Consider the following 15,426-nt stretch of genomic DNA (forward strand, 5'->3'; position numbering starts at 1 on the left):
CATGGGCGGTCTGCTTGCGCGCCCCGCCCGTGTCGGTCTTCCGGAACTGCTCGATCAGGTCCTCAAGGGCGGACTCGGGCGCTTGTCGGGGCGCCGCGGGGAGTGGGCCGAAGGCCGTATCGCTCGCCCTCCCCGGGACAGTCAACTTTCCTGAGCCTCGACGTGCGCGCGAGGGCTCGGGTGTGGCGTCGGCTCAGGCGAGGGGGTTGAGGACGAGGTAGCCGTCCAGGCGGGAGACCTGGTCGGTGTCCGGGTCGGTGGGGAGGGTGTGGCCGAGGTCGTTCGCTCGGACTTCGCCGATCCACTGGTCGTGCTGGTACTCGTGGTTGATCAGCGCGACCAGGAGGGGGCGGGCGACGACGGTCAAGTGGTCCGGGGCGCCGACGCGACCGCTCGCGATGTCGTTCATACGGGCGTGGACGCGTTCGGCGACGGTGTCGCGGAAGGCGCCGAGCCGTTCGACGGTGGGCAGTGCGCCGCGGAACTTCTCCGGATTCGCCGAGTCCATGAGTCCGTCCAGCTCGGGGTCGGGGCTGGGCTCGGCGGCGGTGAGGTTGCGGACCATGAAGTGGGCGACGTGGGCCTGGTGGCCCAGGTGCCAGCCGATCGCGCTGGAGTTCTCGTGCGGGCGCCAGGTGATCTCGTCCGGGGTGAGGTCCTTCCACAGGTCGTCGGTGTAGGCGCGGGCGCGGTCGTACTCGCGCAGGAGGGCTGTCACCTCGTGCATCAAGGTCACCTCTTCAGGGCCGGGGGCGGGGTGGAGGATGAGGGTGTTCAGGCTGCGGAGGTTGCCGTCGCGGGCTGCGGGTTCGGGTCGGGCAGCGCGTGGAGGGCCGCGTGGGCGGCGCGTTCGCCGCCTGCCAGGGCTCCTTCGATGTGGCCGGCGTAGCCGCGGGCGGTCTCGGTGGAGGCCCAGTGCAGTCGCCCGTCCAGGGCCGGACGCTGGTACAGGCGGTGGCTGAAGAGGGAGTAGTCGGCCAGCTGCGCCACCTGCGCGGGGGACGTCCACTGCTCGGCGCTCCAGTCCTGGACGTGCAGGGCGAGAGGTTGAGCTGCCTGCGGACCGAAGAGCTGCGTCAGCTGCCCGGTGACGGCTGTACGGAAGTCGGGGCCGGCGCCTCGGGCGGTGCTCGCGTGGGCGAAGCCGAACAGCGCGGCCGGCTGTCCGTCGGGGCCGGACATGTCGTGGACCTCCTGCAGCGGGCCGGTCCGGCTGAAGGCGGCGCCCGCCAGGCCGTCGGCGCGCCAGAACGCGTCGGGGTACTCGGCCACGACCTTCACCACGGCGCCCATCCACACCGGGGTCTGCTCGGCTACGCGGACGAGGTCGGCGGGCAGTAGGCCGTCGAAGTCGATGTGGGCCAGGGCGAGGGCGGGCGGCACGGCGAGGACGACGTGTTCGGCCTCGATGACGGAGTCGGGGGTGTGCACGGCCAGGCCGGACGGGGTGGTCCGGATCGCGGTGACCGGGGTGCCGAGCCGGAGCGTGTCGGCGGGCAGTGAGGCGGCCAGTGCGTCGGTGAGAGCTGCCGCGCTGGAGGTGAAGCGGTTGGATCGGGCGTCGATCGGGTTGCCCGCGAGGCGCTGTACGCCGCCCGCATCCTGGTAGACGGCGTCGCCGGTGGTGTGCTGCGAGAAGCTGCCGAGCCCGGCATCGGTCAGGAGGGTGCGCACGTGCCGCTCGTCGTCCCAGAACCAGGTGGCCCCGAGATCGAGGGAGCCTCCCGGTGTGGCCGACGCGCTCAGCAGGCGGCCCCCTGTCCGGTCGCGCGCCTCCAGGACGACGACGTCGTGCCCGGCCCGCGTGAGGATGTTTGCCGCGGTGAGGCCGGACGCGCCCGCGCCGATCACGACGACGGAGCGACTTGTGTTCTGCGACATGCGCGGACGCCTTCCTTGTCAGGACCGGTGTCATCGGCCCGGTACTGCTCGGGGGTGGTGGAGGGAGGGGCGGTCAGTCACCCGTGGTGAGGACCATGCGGAAACGGGCCTGCCCGGCCTGCTGGATCTTCAGCGCCTCGGCCGCCTGTTCCAGCGGCACGGCCTGCACCTGCGGGCGCACCCCGCTGGCCAGGGCGAAACGCATGGCCTGCTCGGTGTCGACCGGGCTGCCGGTGACATGCCCGGTGACGTGCCGGGCGTGCATCACGAGCTTGTCCAGCGGGAGGTCGAGCGGGGTGCCGTCGAAGCCGACGACAGTGAGGCGGCCGTGCGGGGTGAGGCCGTCGATGAGTCCAGCCAGCGGCTTGCTGCTGGAGGCCGTGGACAGGATCATCCGGGTTCCGCCCAGGGCGCGCAGCGCCTTTCCGCCGTCCTCGGCGGAGGCATCGATGTAGTGGTGCGCGCCGAGATCGAGGGCGGCCTGCCGCTTGTCCTCGCCGCGGCCGACGGCGACCGTCTCGAAGCCCATGGCCGCGGCGAACTGGACTGCGAAGTGGCCCAGGCCGCCGACGCCGACGACCGCGACCCGGTCGCCCGGCTCGGCCCCGCTGTTGCGTAGCGCGTTGAACGTGGTCACGCCCGCGCAGCCGAACGGCGCGGCCTCCTCGAAGGAGAGCCCGTCGGGGATGCGGATGAGGGCGGCGGCGGGGACGGTCATGGTGGTGGACCAGCCGCCCGCGTAGGTGAGGCCGGGGATCTGCCGCTCGGCGCAGTGGACCACGTCGCCCGACCGGCAGGCCGTGCAGTGTCCGCAGGAGCCGCCGAACCAGCCAACCCCGGCGCGTTCACCGACCTCCCAGCCCGCCACTCCCTCGCCCACCTCGGCGACGACTCCGGCCACCTCATGCCCGGGGACGATCGGGAAGCCGTAGGCGGGTGACGGGTTCGCGGCCATGCCTGCGTCGGCCCCGCAGATGCCGGACGCCTTGACGTCCAGGCGGACCTCACCCGGGCCCGGCTCGCGTGACTGCACGGGGGCCACGTGCACCGGGCCGCCGGACTCGGTCACCTGAGCGGCACGGTGTGCATGGCGGTCGTCCTGAGACACGGCGATCACTCCTGACAGGAAGATGAAGAAGGAATGGATTCCGCAGGATGGATTCCGCGGCAAAATTCCCCGGTACGGTGAAATCACCGGGCGGAACCAGAGCGAAGAAATTGTCTGCCGCGCCGATCCGGCGGAGCATGATTCACCAACCGTAGAACGGATGCCCGGCGCCCGGTAGACGACGATCATGAATATGGCTATAGCCTGAGGATGTAGCCGAGAGGGGTTCACGATGAACATCGAAGGGCTGCGGTACGCGCAGGCCGTGTCCCGGACCAAGTCGTTCAGCGCCGCGGCGCGCGACTACGGAGTCACCCAGCCCGCGCTGTCGAACGGGGTAGCCCGCCTGGAGGAGGAGCTCGGCGTCAAGCTGTTCGACCGCTCCCCGCGCGGCGTCAAGCCCACGGCACACGGCGCACGCCTGCTGCCGGTGATCGACCGCGCCCTGGAGGCGCTGGACTCGGTCACGGCTGAGGCACAGCGGCTCACCAGCCCCGCCGAGGGCTCGATCCGCATAGGCGTCTCGCCCCTGATCGGGGCGGATTTGGTGGCCTGCTCCTTCAGCGCCGCCCGCGGCCTGTCCCACCCGCGTGACCTGGTACTGCGCGAGGCCGACCTGGACCTGTTGCGCACCGCGCTGAAGGACGGCGAGCTGGACGTTCTGCTGGTGCCCGAGGTGGAGCCCATGCCCGCCTACCGGCACCGCACCATCTTCACCGAGCCCGTCGTCGTGATCGACCCGGCCGTCGCCCCCGGGACCGAGGGCACCGTGGAGCTGAACGACGCCGCCAGCGCCGACTTCATCCTCGTCCCCAACAGCTGCGGCCTGACCACGTTCACCACGCAGCTCTTCCGGGACAACGACCTGCTGCTGCGCACCTATCCGGGCGAGGCCGCCAGCTACCGGGTCCTGGACGAGTGGGCCCGCCTCGGCGTCGGCGCCGCCCTGCTGCCCCGCTCCAAGGTGACGCCGGACCACGCCAGCTGCCGCCCCCTGGTACGGGGAGGCACGCCGGTGGAGATCTCCTACGAGGCCGTCTGGGGGCGGGGCAATCCGCTCGGCGCCGATCTGGAGGAGTTCGTCGGCTTCCTCGCCGACTCCGCCGGCTGTCTGGGCCCCGTCCCCGAGCCGGACGGTGAGGCCCCTTCGCCGGGGGTGCCCCAGTGAGTGATGCAAGTTGGTTATAGCCGCATCACCAATGATCCTCTACCGGACACCTCCACGCCGACCTACATTTGGCGCATCCGAACCCCCACGGAAATCCCCGCGAGTAATCGCGAAGGAAAGGATGCGTCATGGCTTACCTGGAAATCACGCTGAAGGTGGCGGAGGAGAACCGCGTCGCGGCGGCCGGCGTGTACCAGAAGTACAAGCAGCCGTTCCTCGATACCGTCCCGGGCGCCGAGTCCAAGGAACTGCTCGTCCGTGACGAGGACGTGCAGGTGCTGCACGGCTTCACCACCGCCGGCCAGGCCCGCGCCTACCTCGACAGTGCCCTGTTCGAGCAGGATGTCGTCGGCGGCCTGGCGCCGCTGCTGGCCGCCGACCCCGAGGTCCGGATCTACGACATCGCCTGACGGTCTCGGACGGGCCGCCGTACGTCACGCGGCGACCCTCCTCTGGTTTCAGAGATTCCCCCACTCCCTCTTCCTTCCGGCCCCACGGTCGCCCACCTCAGGGGCACACTCCGCGCCCTGGCGGTAATTTGTCCAGTTATGGGCATGTTTCGGGGCTGGCCAAGGCGGACCTCCCCGACCCCTTCCACCAGGAGCACAACATGTCTCGCACCACCATCGACCTCACCGGCAAGAAGGCCGTCGTCATCGGCGGCACCAGCGGCATGGGCCTGGCCATCGCCCGGCACATCCTGGACGCCGGCGGCAGAGTCGTCGTCACCGGCCGCTCCGATGCCAGCGCGGCGAAGGCCGTCGCCGAGCTGGCCAGCCCGAACGCGACCGGTCTCGCCGCCGACCTGAACGGCCCCGAGGCCGTCGAGCGCCTGCGTGCCGAGCTGTCCCGCGACCACGCCGACGCGAGCCTTTTGGTCAACGCGGCCGGCGTGTTCGCGCCGAAGCCGTTCCTGGAGCACACGCCCGAGGACTACGACCGCTACCAGGCCATCAACCGGGCCTTCTTCCTCATCACCCAGACCGTCGCCGCGGGCATGGTCGAGCGCGGCACCAAGGGCTCCATCGTCAACGTCGGCTCGATGTGGGCCCACCAGGCCGTCGCCGCGACACCGTCCTCCGCGTACTCCATGGCCAAGGCCGGTCTGCACTCCCTCACTCAGCACCTGGGCATGGAGCTGGCGCCGTACGGCATCCGCGTCAACGCCGTCGCCCCGGCGGTCGTGCGCACTCCGATCTACGAGGAGTTCATTCCGAAGGCCGAGATGGACAGCGCGCTGGACGGCTTCAACTCCTTCCACCCGCTGGGCCGCACCGGCACCCCCGACGACATCGCCGCCACCGTGGTGTTCCTGCTCTCCGACCAGACCGACTGGGTCACCGGCGCGGTCTGGGACGTCGACGGCGGCGTCATGGCCGGACGGAACTGACCACCCGTCCCCGGAACGGAAACGCCCTCAGGACACACAATGAACGGGACAGACATGAATACCACCACCGGCGGCCACTTCGACCTGGTCGTCATCGGCGCCGGGTCAGGCGTCGGCGTACTGGACGAGCGGTTCGATGGACTCAAGGTGGCCATCGTCGACAAGGGAGTCGGGCCGCTGCGGAAATACGCGGGCACCTGCCTCAACGTCGGCTGCGTCCCCACGAAGATGCTGGTCCACACCGCCGACACGGCGCGCGCCGCCCAGCACGGCGCCCACCTGGGCGTGGACCTGGAACTGCGCGGTGTCGACTGGACGGCCGCCATGGACCGCCTCAACCGGCACATCGACCCCACGTCGGCCTGGTGGCTGGACGGCCACAAGAAGCGCGCCGACATCACCCTCTACTACGAGAGCACCGCCCGCTTCATCGGTGAGCGCCGCCTCGAAGTGGAGACCGCGGAAGGAACGGTCGAACTCACCGCCGACCAGGTCGTGGTGGCGGCGGGCAGCCGTCCGGTGGTGCCGCCGATTCCGGGGCTGGCCGAGGTCGGCTTCCGTACCAGCGACGATGTCCGCACCATGGAGCGGCTGCCGCGCCGGATGGCCGTGGTGGGCGGCGGCTTCGTGGCCACCGAGCTCGCGCACGTGTTCTCGTCGTTCGGTGTCGAGGTCACCGTGGTGGAGATGCTCGACCAGCTCCTGGCCCGCGAGGACGCGGAGATCGCCCAGCGCTTCACCGAACTGGCGAAGCAGCAGTGGGACGTCCGCCTGCAACGCAAGATGGTGAGCGCCCGGCGCAGCGACAACGGGATCGTACTGAGCCTCGAAGGCCCGCAGGGTGCCGAAGAAGTCGAGGTCGACGAGGTGCTGATGGCGATCGGCCGGCGTCCCAACTCCGACCTGGTGGACGCGGCGGCCGGCGGTCTGGCCACGCATCCCGACGGCCGGATCATGGTCGACGAGCAGCAGGCCACCTCGGTGCCCGGGGTGTGGGCGCTGGGCGACGTCTCCTCGAAGTGGATGCTCAAGCACGTGGCGAACGCCGAGGCGGAGACGGTGATGCACAACGTCCTCCACCCGCAGGACCTGATCGCCACCGATCACCGCTACGTCCCGCACGCGGTGTTCTCCTCCCCGCAGATCGCCGCCGTCGGGTTGACCGAGCAGGAGGCGAAGGAAACCGGTACGGCGTACGTAGTGGGCCGTACCGACTACTCCGACATCGCCTACGGCTGGGCCATGGAGGACACCACCGGCTTCGCCAAGGTGCTGGCCGACCCCGCCACCGGGAAGCTGCTGGGGGCGCACATCATCGGCCCGCAGGCGCCTACTCTGATCCAGCCTCTGATCCAGGCGATGTCGCTCGGCCAGGACGCCCGCTCCATGGCGCGCGGCCAGTACTGGATCCACCCGTCCATGCCCGAGGTCGTCCAGGGAGCACTCAACAACCTCCCGCTCGACTGAGCTGCGACACCGGTCCCGCGCACCTGCCACGCGCGGGGACCGGCGTCACCGGTGCAGTCCCGAGCCGATCGTGTCGCCGACGTGGGAACGCAGCACCTTGGTGAAACCCTCCGCGCCCTGCCCTCGTCGCGCAGCCGCGCGACGAGGACCTCGTGCTCAGTGATGATGTCCTGGCAGCGGGCCAGGAGGCTCCGGCCGGTCGCGCCGCGCCGGCCACACGTCCGCTGGACGAGTCGTCCAGTGCGCTGCTCCGCTCCTGCACCGGCGGAGACGGCGCCATCGGACCGCCCCGACACCGCCGCCCTCTTGGGAGTCTCCACCAGGGCGCGGGAACACCCGCCCGCCGGCGATCCGGCCGGACGCCGACGGGCACCACCCCGTGGCACCGGGCGGGGCGATGCGTCCCGCCCGGACTGCCCCGAGTCGACGATCTGACGTACCCGCAGACGGCCCACGAACCGGCCGTCTGTCTCAGGCCCGCTTTCCGCCGCACGCGGCGACGCCTGCGCCGCTTCCGCCATCTCACAGAAGGAATCAGCACTCATGACCGTGATCAACGACATCGACGTCCAGGTCCTCCAGGACACCGCCGCCGCCGTCAAGGCCAACCCCCGCCTCGGCCAGGCCACCTTCTCTGTCGACGGCTCCTGGCAGGGCGGCTGTCGCCTCACCGCGCAGACCGGCGCGCTGACCCAGGGCGGCGAGCGGGACGACTCCCGCGTAGCGAAGTACGTGATGAGCAGCGACGAACCCGCTGCGCTGCTGGGCACCGACTCCGCAGTCTCGCCCGGGGAGTACCTGCTGCAGGCACTCGCCGGCTGCTACACCGTGACCCTGGCCGCCCTCGCCGCCGCACAAGGCATCGAGCTCAAGGGCTTCCGCCTCGAACTCGAAGGCGACATCGACCTGCGAGGCTTCCTCGGCCTCGATCCTACGGTCCGTCCGGGCCTGCAGCAGGTGCGTGTCCGCCTGCACATCGACGCGGACGCCCCCCGCGAGCAGATCGATGCACTCGTCGCCCTCGTCGAGAACCGCTCGCCCATCCGCGACACCTTGGTCAGCCCCGTCGACGTCGTCACCACGCTCGCCTGATCGTCCGCATCGATCGGGCCCACGGCCCCGCAGGGGGAAGCGCTCGGGTTCCGGTGGGCAGACCTCGATACGAGCAGCGGAGTCCTGCGCGTCAGGAAGAACCGGCTGAGGCCGAAGTACCTGCACGGATGCGGCGGCGACTGCGGCACGAAGCCGGGGTACTGCAGGAAGCGGGTCAGGAAGAATGAGGACACGGCCAACATGAAGTCGCGCGCCGGCCGACGCGTCATCGGTGTTCCTGACGAACTGGTGAGGCTGCTGGAACTCCACCGCAGGGAGCAGGCCCGGGAGCGAGCGATAGCGGGGGAGGACTGGCGAGAGTCCGGGTTCGTCTTCACGTCCCCCGTGGGTGAGCCGCTGGTGCCGAGCACGGACTACGACACCTGGAAGCGGCTGCCGGTACCAGCACGTGACGGGCGGCATCCTGGCCGACGTCGCGCAGCGGGTCGGAGGACTCATCTGGGAAGTGGCAAAGGAGCCCGACGAGAGCGGCGCGGAGGGCTCCGCAGCGTCCTAATGAGACTGCAGATGAGACTGCGGGCCTAGGAGAACGCCGAAGGGCCCCACCGCAAGCGGTGGGGCCCTTCGACGTATTGCCCGGTGAGAGCAATGGCGGAGGATACGAGATTCGAACTCGTGAGGGGTTGCCCCCAACACGCTTTCCAAATGTTCGCCTGGGGGCCCGGGCGGGTTCGCCGACGTTCTGACCTGCGGTGCAGGGGTAGCGGACCGGCCGTATGAACGATCCTGAACGCCCCTGAATGCAACCCGAACTGCAACCTTCTGTCCTGCCTTCGGGACTGCCATAAGCTTGATCCGAGGGCTCGGCCTGGCTTCACCAGTTCAACGTCTTCAAATCCGCTACGAGATACGAGCCGACCTCCACTTTCAGGAGGAGACGTCGTACGACAGCCTGCCACCCGGAAGGCTGGAGCGCGGCGTCGGAGGAGTTCAGCGGGCGACTACCTGAAGCCTCCGCAAGATTGAGGGCGTCAGCCACGCGCCGGTTCAGGAGACGACATCGGGCGACACCAGCCATTCGCGAGCAGTGTTGGCGGTCGCTCTGAGCTGGGGATGCTCCCGCACGATCTCGCTTTGCCGCTCAGCAGGCAGGCCGAGCTCGTGCAAAAGATTGAGAATGACGACTGCCATGGTCACATCCACGACGGCAATTAGCTCCTCTATGCGGTGATTCGGCGTCTTTCCCTCGTGCGTCAGGTCGTTGCGGGCCTTTGTGGTCCTTTCTGCCCACCGGTCCACGTCTGGCATGAGAAGCGCGATCGCGTCCTGGTCGGGGCGCGCGGCTAGGGCGTACAGCCGGTCCCGGAGCGTCGGGTCGTTGCGGATGGTTCCCTTGAACCTCTCCCGGTGCGTCTCAGGGACCTGCTCGAGCATGGCGTCGCGCATCGCCTTGAATTTCGCCCTGGGGAACGGCGTCTCGTCGATACGGAGACCGCGGTGGAGCACTTCGGCGGCTCCCACTGCCGTCAGGAGGTTGTTCTCCACGTAGCGGGCCGGCGCGTAGCGGAGGCCCAGGATCATGCGGGTAGCCGCTTGCAGCCGGCCGCGTGCCTCGTACCAGCGGGGCACGACCTCTTCGAACGGGAGCGATTCACACGTGAAGAAGACACGGTGGTGGTCGACTGCCTTGGCGTTTCCCCTGCCGAGCGCGGTAGGCGAGTAGAGCACATTGGCGCGTCGCCTTGGCGCGGGGCGGCCATCCGGCAGCAGCACGGGCTCCTTCTCCGCCACTTCAAGCCGGAGCCAGATCAGGCCGGCGGCTTGGTGGGTCGCAAGCGAGATGAGGTCCTGCACCAGGCTGGCCGCTTCCCGCGCGCGGCCCAAGGAGAACGGGACGGCCGGGACAACGCGCACGAACGCCGTGTCGCGCATGCGCCCGACGGTGCCGCCTTTGCGCTGGTCGAAGAACGGCAGCGTGTGCTGGTGCTGTAGGTGGAACTCTGTCCCGTCGACTAGGACCGAACGCGTCTCCACCGGCTTCACGGAGATGCTCCCAGTCCCGTCGATCTTGCCATCGGGAGCACCTAGGGACCCCTCGAAGACCGACGAAGCGGCCCAGAGGCCGAGGTCCTCGACGGCGATCTCCGCGGCGGAAAAGACAGCGTCGTCCTCGCCGCTGACATGCGCCCCGACGAGGGCGGTCATCGCCACCACGGTCTGCTTGTCAGGGCTCTTCACCCGTGCGCCGATGGTTCGCTTCACACCGTTCGGGTAACAGCCGAGGAGGGAGATCTCCCGTTGCTCGGCAGCGCCATGGATGACGTCCCAGTTCCGGCTCCCCTCGTGGAACACGGTGAGGCCAGGAGAGGGCGTCGACATGATGCGGTCCTCGAACGCACCGATCAGCGAAAGCACCAGGCCGTCGTCCGGCGAGTATCGGAGGACACCGGGTATCGGCTGGTTAGGGTCGTCGGGCAGCCACCAGATGCCCGACCATTCGCCGACTTCGTCAAGGTTCAACGGGTTATTCGCCAAGAATATCCTCCGAGAAATTGCGTATCTTGGGTCTGCAGCAGAGGCTCAAGAAGCCTTTCCCAGCCTGTCCGCGATGTCCGCCGGCTGGGCGGCTCCGCAGCGCGATGACGCTCCTGGTAGGAGGTGTCGCAACCAGCACACCGTTTCTCACCAGAAGCTTCGTGTGCTTGGCTACCCATCGTCAATTGATCTGGCAAGCCGTGCTTTCCGTACCTGAGCACCTGTCGCAGCCCGCGATCCAGAGACCCGTCCTGGACGCCGTGGGCGAGCGCTTGGCCGGTGCTCCGGAAGGCGGCAGCCCACTCGGCGACGGGGTCCGGCGGGCCGCCTGCAGAGCGCAGTAGGGCGTCGCTGTCGACGAGTAAGAGAGGGCGAATCTCGCCGGCTCGGGCGTTGAGCCGTTCCGTCGGAACGTGCTGATGGTCGAGCGGCGTTCCGTCGTGACGGCGCGGTCCCTCATCGCCCCGCCCTACCACTCCAACCGGGCGGCCCATCATGATCGTGCACAGCAGGTCGGACCGCTCCCTAGGCCCGATGGTGAGATCGTCGCTGGCGCAACTGCTGGATCTCTCGGCTGTCGGTGACGAACAGCGCCTGCGTAGCCGTCATGTTGGTTTTCCCGCCGAACGCTGGCGTCTCCGGTTCGTAGATGCCGGCCCACCAGCGTTGGAGGTGCCCCTCGGAGACGAGGAGGTCGAAGCCGCCCCCGACGGTCATTGTTGGATTGGCTGGCGGAGTGCCAAAGGAAGGGCACCGTCGAACCACTCCACGGTCACCAGTTCAGGCGGCGCCGTCCAGGCCAGAGGATGGGGCGGGGCGTGAATGACCTGGACACTGCTGCTGGTCCCAAAACTCGGCTACTCGGCCGCGCCTTGTTGTATCCGCTGCTGGGCCTTCTCGTAGAACTTGTTCGCCATCGGTGTGTCGGTAGAGGTGATGCGGACGTAGTCGGCGCTCAGCTCTCGGGTTCGAGCTTCGAAGACCGCGAGGTCGGATGCCTCGGTTAGGAAGCTGATCTCGGTGTCTGCGCGGTGCTTGAGCGCGGTGTAGGCGCGGGCAGAAGCGAGATGGTCAGCCGCGGTCTTTGGCGAGCCCAGGAAAGCCGCAGTGGCTGCAACGGCTCCGGAGACGGCACCGAGCCCGCTGAAGAAGACTGCGGGGCCGACTTTGACAGCAACCAGAAGGCTGCATATTGCGGTCACGCAGGCGGGGATGAACACCATCAGTCGTCCCCACTTCTCCGCGCTCTTGGCCGCTTCGAAGTATCCTTGAGCGGCGTAGAGGCAATTGCTCTGGATGCGCGCCAGTTCGGTCTTGATACTCTCGTACAGCGTGTCAGAAGTAGACATAGGGTCCAATCAGGGGCGGACTTATGTGCGGGTTTGTGGCAAGAAAGCTGCACAGCCATTCCATGCCGGGCACGGAGGATTTGATCTCGTTGCGGTAGCGTCTTGTGAGGTAGCGGGCCTCGTACAGTGCGACGAGCACGGCGCGTCGGACGGCAGCGTTGGTCTCCCCCTCGAAGCGGTGGCGGAGCATCTGGGCCTCGGCAATGGATGCGTGCTCTCCGATGTAGCGTGCTGCGTACTCGCGGGCGTATTCGGCCCGGTTGCGGTCCCCGAGAATATTCCACGCTGCTTCTTTTGCCCGTTCATCCCTGATGTCCATGGCGATGAGGTAGCGAAGGATTCGCTGCTCAATCAGTGGGTGTGTGGCGCTGTTGTTGGAGTGCAGAAACCGAACCAGGGCGACTTCGATCTCGGACGCTCTTCCCTTGGCTGCGTTGAGGTACTTGAACACGTGCGTGATGGCGTGTGGGAGGCGGGTGAGGTTGTCCAGGCACCAGCTGACGGCTCGATCATCTCTGATCATGCGGAGCTGGCCGAGAACGAAGCGGACCTGGTTACCGTTAAACTTTCCCTCTTTGACGATCTTTTCGAAGTAGGCTGCAAGATCTTCGCGAGCGCGTGGGCGTCCCCTTCTGATGGCGCCGGCGAGCGAGTCATGCCGGATGTCGGTTTCGCGTTCCCGGGCGTCCTGGGGATCGAGGATGACGGTCTTGCTGGAGGAGATGGCGAGCCTCCTGGAGCGCAGTTGGCTGTTCACGCCGAGGAACAGATCGCGCAGCTCACTCCAGTCGGGATGGAAGACCTTGATGTCGTCGGAGTAGCGCAGGAACCGGGCGCTGTTCTGGGCCAGGTAGGAGTCGACAGGGGCCAGGTAGAGATTGGCGAGGATGCCGGAGGCGTCCGGCCCTTGGGGCAGGCCCCAGGCGTGGTTGATGGTCTGGAACCGGGTGAGAAAGTCGATGATGTGGTCGGCGGCTCGGCCGTCACCCCTTAGGGCTTTTAGATCGTCCCCGAGCATGGCTACGTCGATGTGCTCGTAGAAGGCTGCTATATCGAGATAGGCGACCTTAAGTGAAGTATCGGAGCGGATAGCCAGAAGGGACTTTGCCCGGTAGGAGGACCAGTTGGACCACCATCCGATGGGCTCGCCCTTGAAACGGTCCCATCGGTAGCTGGAGACGCCGGGGTGAAGCTGGCAGTCGATCTGATCAGCGATGGTGAAGACCAGCGCGTCGTAGATAAGCCTGTCTCGGGTGGAGAAACGGGCCAGTGGCCGTACGGTCAGATCGGTCTTGGGGAAATCGATGATGCTGGTACTTTCCGGGCCGCATGCGCCGTCCTCGATGGCCCGCGCCAGCGTCTCGCGGTATCCGCGTTCCCACTGGTGTTGTATGTCTTGGTACCCGATGACGTCGGGGACCTCTGACTGGTGTTCGCCCGATATAAGCAGGTTTTTGGCTTTGGTGAGCCTGTTGGGTAGGTTCACCGGTCCCCTTTTATTGAATGACGACGCCTTACCGGATGGTATCTGGGGGGGCTGAGATTTGGTTGCGGTCTGCCTTGCTTGTGACCGGTCCCCCACCAGCCGGTGAGGCGGCAAAACCGGGCAGTTGAGGGGGATGTGACCCACGGGTGGTTCCCTGCGCCCGCTACGGTCGACCGTACGGCCCCGACTGGCTGTCGAGTAAGGCCCAAGTCGGGAGAGGCTGACCGCACCGCCCGCACGCGCGGGCGCCCCGAGCACGGCGGCATCGTAGTTGTGCTCGGGAGTCGCTGGCCCTCGGTGCTTAGAGAAGCGCGTGGGCGACCCGTTGCTTCAGCTGCTCGTCGGTGAGGCTCTCCACCGTGCGCCACGCGGCGTCCGCGACCTCTTCGGCCTGCAGTTCGCCGATGTCGGCGGTCGTACGGAAGAGGAAGCGGAAGTCGAAGTGCTGGTGGGCGGGCTCGTCCTTGGCGGGGTTGGCGTCGATGGGGTGGACGTCGATGTGTAGTGGGATCTCGCTGTGCGGGGTGACGACGTAGGGCGGGATGCCGGTCTCCTCGGCGAGCTCACGGCCGGCGGCCTGAAGGAGCGTGTTGTCCGAGGGCTCAATGTGACCGCCGGGCAGCAGCCATTTGCCGGTGGAGTTGTGGAGGATGTGCAGGACACGGCCGTCGCGGCCGACGAGGATCGCGCCTGCGGTGACGTGTCCTGGCAGGGTCTTGCGGCTGGTGAGGTCGTCGCCGTCGTCGAGGAGGCCCTGGACGACGGCGATCTCGCTCTTGTCCTCGGGGTGTTGGTCGAGGTACGCGGTGATGGTGGTGCGGATGTGCTGGGCCGTGATGGGCATGGTGATCACCTGTTGAAGTAGGAGAGCCAGGTCGCCGCGATGGCCTCGCGGTCAGGTGCGGGGACCTCGTGGACGCCAGGGGCGAGGTCTCCGCGGGTGAGCATCTTGATCGCGGCGAGGATCTCGGCCTGGATCAGGAAGATGAAAGGTCCAACGCTCGCGCCGTGGATGAAGTTGACGGCATTGCCGCCGTTCGCCAGATAGAAGTAATGACCGGTGGTCTGGTAGCGGGTGACGTGGTCCCCGACAACCGTGCGGGTGTAGACGTCTGGCAGGCCGGCGAGGTCGAGCTCGTCCTCGCTGGAGGTGACGGTGGCGACGTAGGCACCGTTGCGCAGGTGGGAGAAGTCCTCGCCGCGCAGGGAAACCGCGCCGGTTGCGCAGAGCACCAGGCCGGCGCCGGTGAGCGCGGTCTCGCGGTCGCGCGCGACGGTGAACCCCTGGGACAGGGCCTGGGTGCGGCGTACGGGGTCGATGTCGAAGACGGTGACCTGGACGCCCTTGGCGTGCAGGAGCCGGGCGATCGAGGAGCCGAGCTTGCCGAAGCCGATCACGAGGGCGGGGCGGCCGTGGAGGATGTCGCCGCGACCGCGTATGACGGCCTCGGTGGAGAACACGACGGACTGGCCGACGAGGTAGTCCTCGGGGTCCTTGAGCGGGGAGCGGGCCACCGAGATGACAGGGCAGGGCAGTTTGTCGAGGGCTTCGTAGCGGCGGTGGCCGTTCTCGGTATCTTCGACGACGCCGAGCAGGCGGCCGGTGAAGCGGCTGTGGAGGTCGGTGAGGGTGGGGGCGAAGTAGCCGCCGACGTCGAGGAGAGAGATGGGTTCTCCGGCGGCCCGGGACTCGAAGTAATCCAGCGCGGTGTCTGGGTCGGTGAACAGTTCGCGGGTCAGAGTGTCGACGGCGACGGTCCGCTCGGTCTCGCGCTGGGCAGCCGGGTGGATGGATTTCGGCTTCGGCAGCACCGCCGTGAGCCGGGTCATCGCGGCAACGGCGCGGACGAATGCGGGGCGCTCGACCAGTAGGTGGGTGATGAGGATCGACGAGGTCTGCTCGTCGGAAGCGAACTGGGCGGCGATCCGAGCGAAGTATGCATCCAGCTTGGCGCGTTCGAAGGTTTCCATGGCAGTTACCTCTCATCC

The 15,426-nt window shown here is 68.0% G+C and carries 15 protein-coding genes; 6 read left to right on the plus strand and 9 right to left on the minus strand.

Going from position 1 to position 15,426, the window contains the following annotated elements; translation table 11 throughout:
* Window positions 1–193: 193 nt before the first annotated feature.
* From ACIBCU_RS17670 to ACIBCU_RS17680, 3 genes are all read right to left on the minus strand, one after another.
* A complete protein-coding gene (locus ACIBCU_RS17670) occupies window positions 194–727 on the minus strand; it encodes a DinB family protein (RefSeq protein ID WP_362930635.1) in 534 nt (177 codons plus the stop codon).
* A 47-nt stretch (window positions 728–774) separates the two neighbouring features.
* Complete coding sequence (locus ACIBCU_RS17675) at window positions 775–1,881, minus strand: flavin monoamine oxidase family protein (protein ID WP_399232211.1); 1,107 nt, start codon at window positions 1,879–1,881, stop codon at window positions 775–777.
* 73 nt (window positions 1,882–1,954) lie between these two features.
* The gene (locus tag ACIBCU_RS17680) at window positions 1,955–2,989 is read right to left on the minus strand and encodes an alcohol dehydrogenase catalytic domain-containing protein (protein ID WP_399232213.1); all 1,035 of its coding nucleotides are present in this window, start codon (window positions 2,987–2,989) and stop codon (window positions 1,955–1,957) included.
* A 22-nt stretch (window positions 2,990–3,011) separates the two neighbouring features.
* Here ACIBCU_RS17680 and ACIBCU_RS17685 point away from each other — a divergent pair, with 22 nt between their 5' ends.
* The 6 genes from ACIBCU_RS17685 (at window position 3,012) to ACIBCU_RS17710 (ending at window position 8,106) form a co-directional block, all read left to right on the plus strand.
* The gene (locus ACIBCU_RS17685; RefSeq protein WP_362930629.1) at window positions 3,012–3,167 is read left to right on the plus strand and encodes a hypothetical protein; all 156 of its coding nucleotides are present in this window, start codon (window positions 3,012–3,014) and stop codon (window positions 3,165–3,167) included.
* A 54-nt stretch (window positions 3,168–3,221) separates the two neighbouring features.
* Entirely contained in the window at window positions 3,222–4,157 is a 936-nt protein-coding gene (locus tag ACIBCU_RS17690) for a LysR family transcriptional regulator (RefSeq protein WP_362930627.1), read from the plus strand.
* A gap of 128 nt (window positions 4,158–4,285) precedes the next feature.
* Window positions 4,286–4,567: a hypothetical protein gene (locus ACIBCU_RS17695; RefSeq protein WP_362930625.1), complete on the plus strand. Its 282-nt coding sequence runs from the start codon at window positions 4,286–4,288 to the stop codon at window positions 4,565–4,567.
* Between the two features lie 200 nt (window positions 4,568–4,767).
* On the plus strand, window positions 4,768–5,547 hold the full coding sequence (locus ACIBCU_RS17700) for an SDR family oxidoreductase (protein ID WP_362930623.1): 780 nt from the start codon (window positions 4,768–4,770) through the stop codon (window positions 5,545–5,547).
* 54 nt (window positions 5,548–5,601) lie between these two features.
* Window positions 5,602–7,014: a mycothione reductase gene (locus ACIBCU_RS17705; RefSeq protein ID WP_362930621.1), complete on the plus strand. Its 1,413-nt coding sequence runs from the start codon at window positions 5,602–5,604 to the stop codon at window positions 7,012–7,014.
* Window positions 7,015–7,557: 543 nt separating this feature from the next.
* Entirely contained in the window at window positions 7,558–8,106 is a 549-nt protein-coding gene (locus tag ACIBCU_RS17710; protein WP_399232216.1) for an OsmC family protein, read from the plus strand.
* 1,008 nt (window positions 8,107–9,114) lie between these two features.
* On the opposite strand, the gene ACIBCU_RS17715 is transcribed toward ACIBCU_RS17710, so the two are convergent.
* From ACIBCU_RS17715 to ACIBCU_RS17740, 6 genes are all read right to left on the minus strand, one after another.
* Complete coding sequence (locus ACIBCU_RS17715) at window positions 9,115–10,587, minus strand: HEPN domain-containing protein (protein ID WP_399232218.1); 1,473 nt, start codon at window positions 10,585–10,587, stop codon at window positions 9,115–9,117.
* Window positions 10,588–11,127: 540 nt separating this feature from the next.
* Complete coding sequence (locus tag ACIBCU_RS17720; protein WP_399232220.1) at window positions 11,128–11,319, minus strand: lantibiotic dehydratase C-terminal domain-containing protein; 192 nt, start codon at window positions 11,317–11,319, stop codon at window positions 11,128–11,130.
* Between the two features lie 140 nt (window positions 11,320–11,459).
* Entirely contained in the window at window positions 11,460–11,951 is a 492-nt protein-coding gene (locus ACIBCU_RS17725; RefSeq protein WP_399232222.1) for an SLATT domain-containing protein, read from the minus strand.
* On the minus strand, window positions 11,938–13,437 hold the full coding sequence (locus ACIBCU_RS17730) for an RNA-directed DNA polymerase (RefSeq protein WP_399232224.1): 1,500 nt from the start codon (window positions 13,435–13,437) through the stop codon (window positions 11,938–11,940). Before ACIBCU_RS17730 ends, ACIBCU_RS17725 begins: the two co-directional genes overlap by 14 nt.
* A gap of 301 nt (window positions 13,438–13,738) precedes the next feature.
* Entirely contained in the window at window positions 13,739–14,281 is a 543-nt protein-coding gene (locus ACIBCU_RS17735; RefSeq protein WP_399232226.1) for an NUDIX hydrolase, read from the minus strand.
* A 5-nt stretch (window positions 14,282–14,286) separates the two neighbouring features.
* On the minus strand, window positions 14,287–15,408 hold the full coding sequence (locus tag ACIBCU_RS17740; protein ID WP_399232228.1) for an adenosylhomocysteinase: 1,122 nt from the start codon (window positions 15,406–15,408) through the stop codon (window positions 14,287–14,289).
* Between the last annotated feature and the right edge of the window lie 18 nt (window positions 15,409–15,426).

This window comes from Streptomyces sp. NPDC051064 (genome assembly GCF_044455985.1).
Taxonomy (GTDB): domain Bacteria; phylum Actinomycetota; class Actinomycetes; order Streptomycetales; family Streptomycetaceae; genus Streptomyces.

What these genes read in the sequence shown, in the direction of transcription:
- ACIBCU_RS17670 (WP_362930635.1), bottom strand. Translation starts at nt 727, where the DNA reads ATGCACGAGGTGACAGCCCTCCTGCGCGAGTACGACCGCGCCCGCGCC.
- ACIBCU_RS17675 (WP_399232211.1), bottom strand. Translation starts at nt 1,881, where the DNA reads ATGTCGCAGAACACAAGTCGCTCCGTCGTCGTGATCGGCGCGGGCGCG.
- ACIBCU_RS17685 (WP_362930629.1), top strand. Translation starts at nt 3,012, where the DNA reads ATGAAGAAGGAATGGATTCCGCAGGATGGATTCCGCGGCAAAATTCCC.
- ACIBCU_RS17690 (WP_362930627.1), top strand. Translation starts at nt 3,222, where the DNA reads ATGAACATCGAAGGGCTGCGGTACGCGCAGGCCGTGTCCCGGACCAAG.
- ACIBCU_RS17695 (WP_362930625.1), top strand. Translation starts at nt 4,286, where the DNA reads ATGGCTTACCTGGAAATCACGCTGAAGGTGGCGGAGGAGAACCGCGTC.
- ACIBCU_RS17700 (WP_362930623.1), top strand. Translation starts at nt 4,768, where the DNA reads ATGTCTCGCACCACCATCGACCTCACCGGCAAGAAGGCCGTCGTCATC.
- ACIBCU_RS17705 (WP_362930621.1), top strand. Translation starts at nt 5,602, where the DNA reads ATGAATACCACCACCGGCGGCCACTTCGACCTGGTCGTCATCGGCGCC.
- ACIBCU_RS17710 (WP_399232216.1), top strand. Translation starts at nt 7,558, where the DNA reads ATGACCGTGATCAACGACATCGACGTCCAGGTCCTCCAGGACACCGCC.
- ACIBCU_RS17720 (WP_399232220.1), bottom strand. Translation starts at nt 11,319, where the DNA reads ATGACCGTCGGGGGCGGCTTCGACCTCCTCGTCTCCGAGGGGCACCTC.
- ACIBCU_RS17725 (WP_399232222.1), bottom strand. Translation starts at nt 11,951, where the DNA reads ATGTCTACTTCTGACACGCTGTACGAGAGTATCAAGACCGAACTGGCG.
- ACIBCU_RS17735 (WP_399232226.1), bottom strand. Translation starts at nt 14,281, where the DNA reads ATGCCCATCACGGCCCAGCACATCCGCACCACCATCACCGCGTACCTC.
- ACIBCU_RS17740 (WP_399232228.1), bottom strand. Translation starts at nt 15,408, where the DNA reads ATGGAAACCTTCGAACGCGCCAAGCTGGATGCATACTTCGCTCGGATC.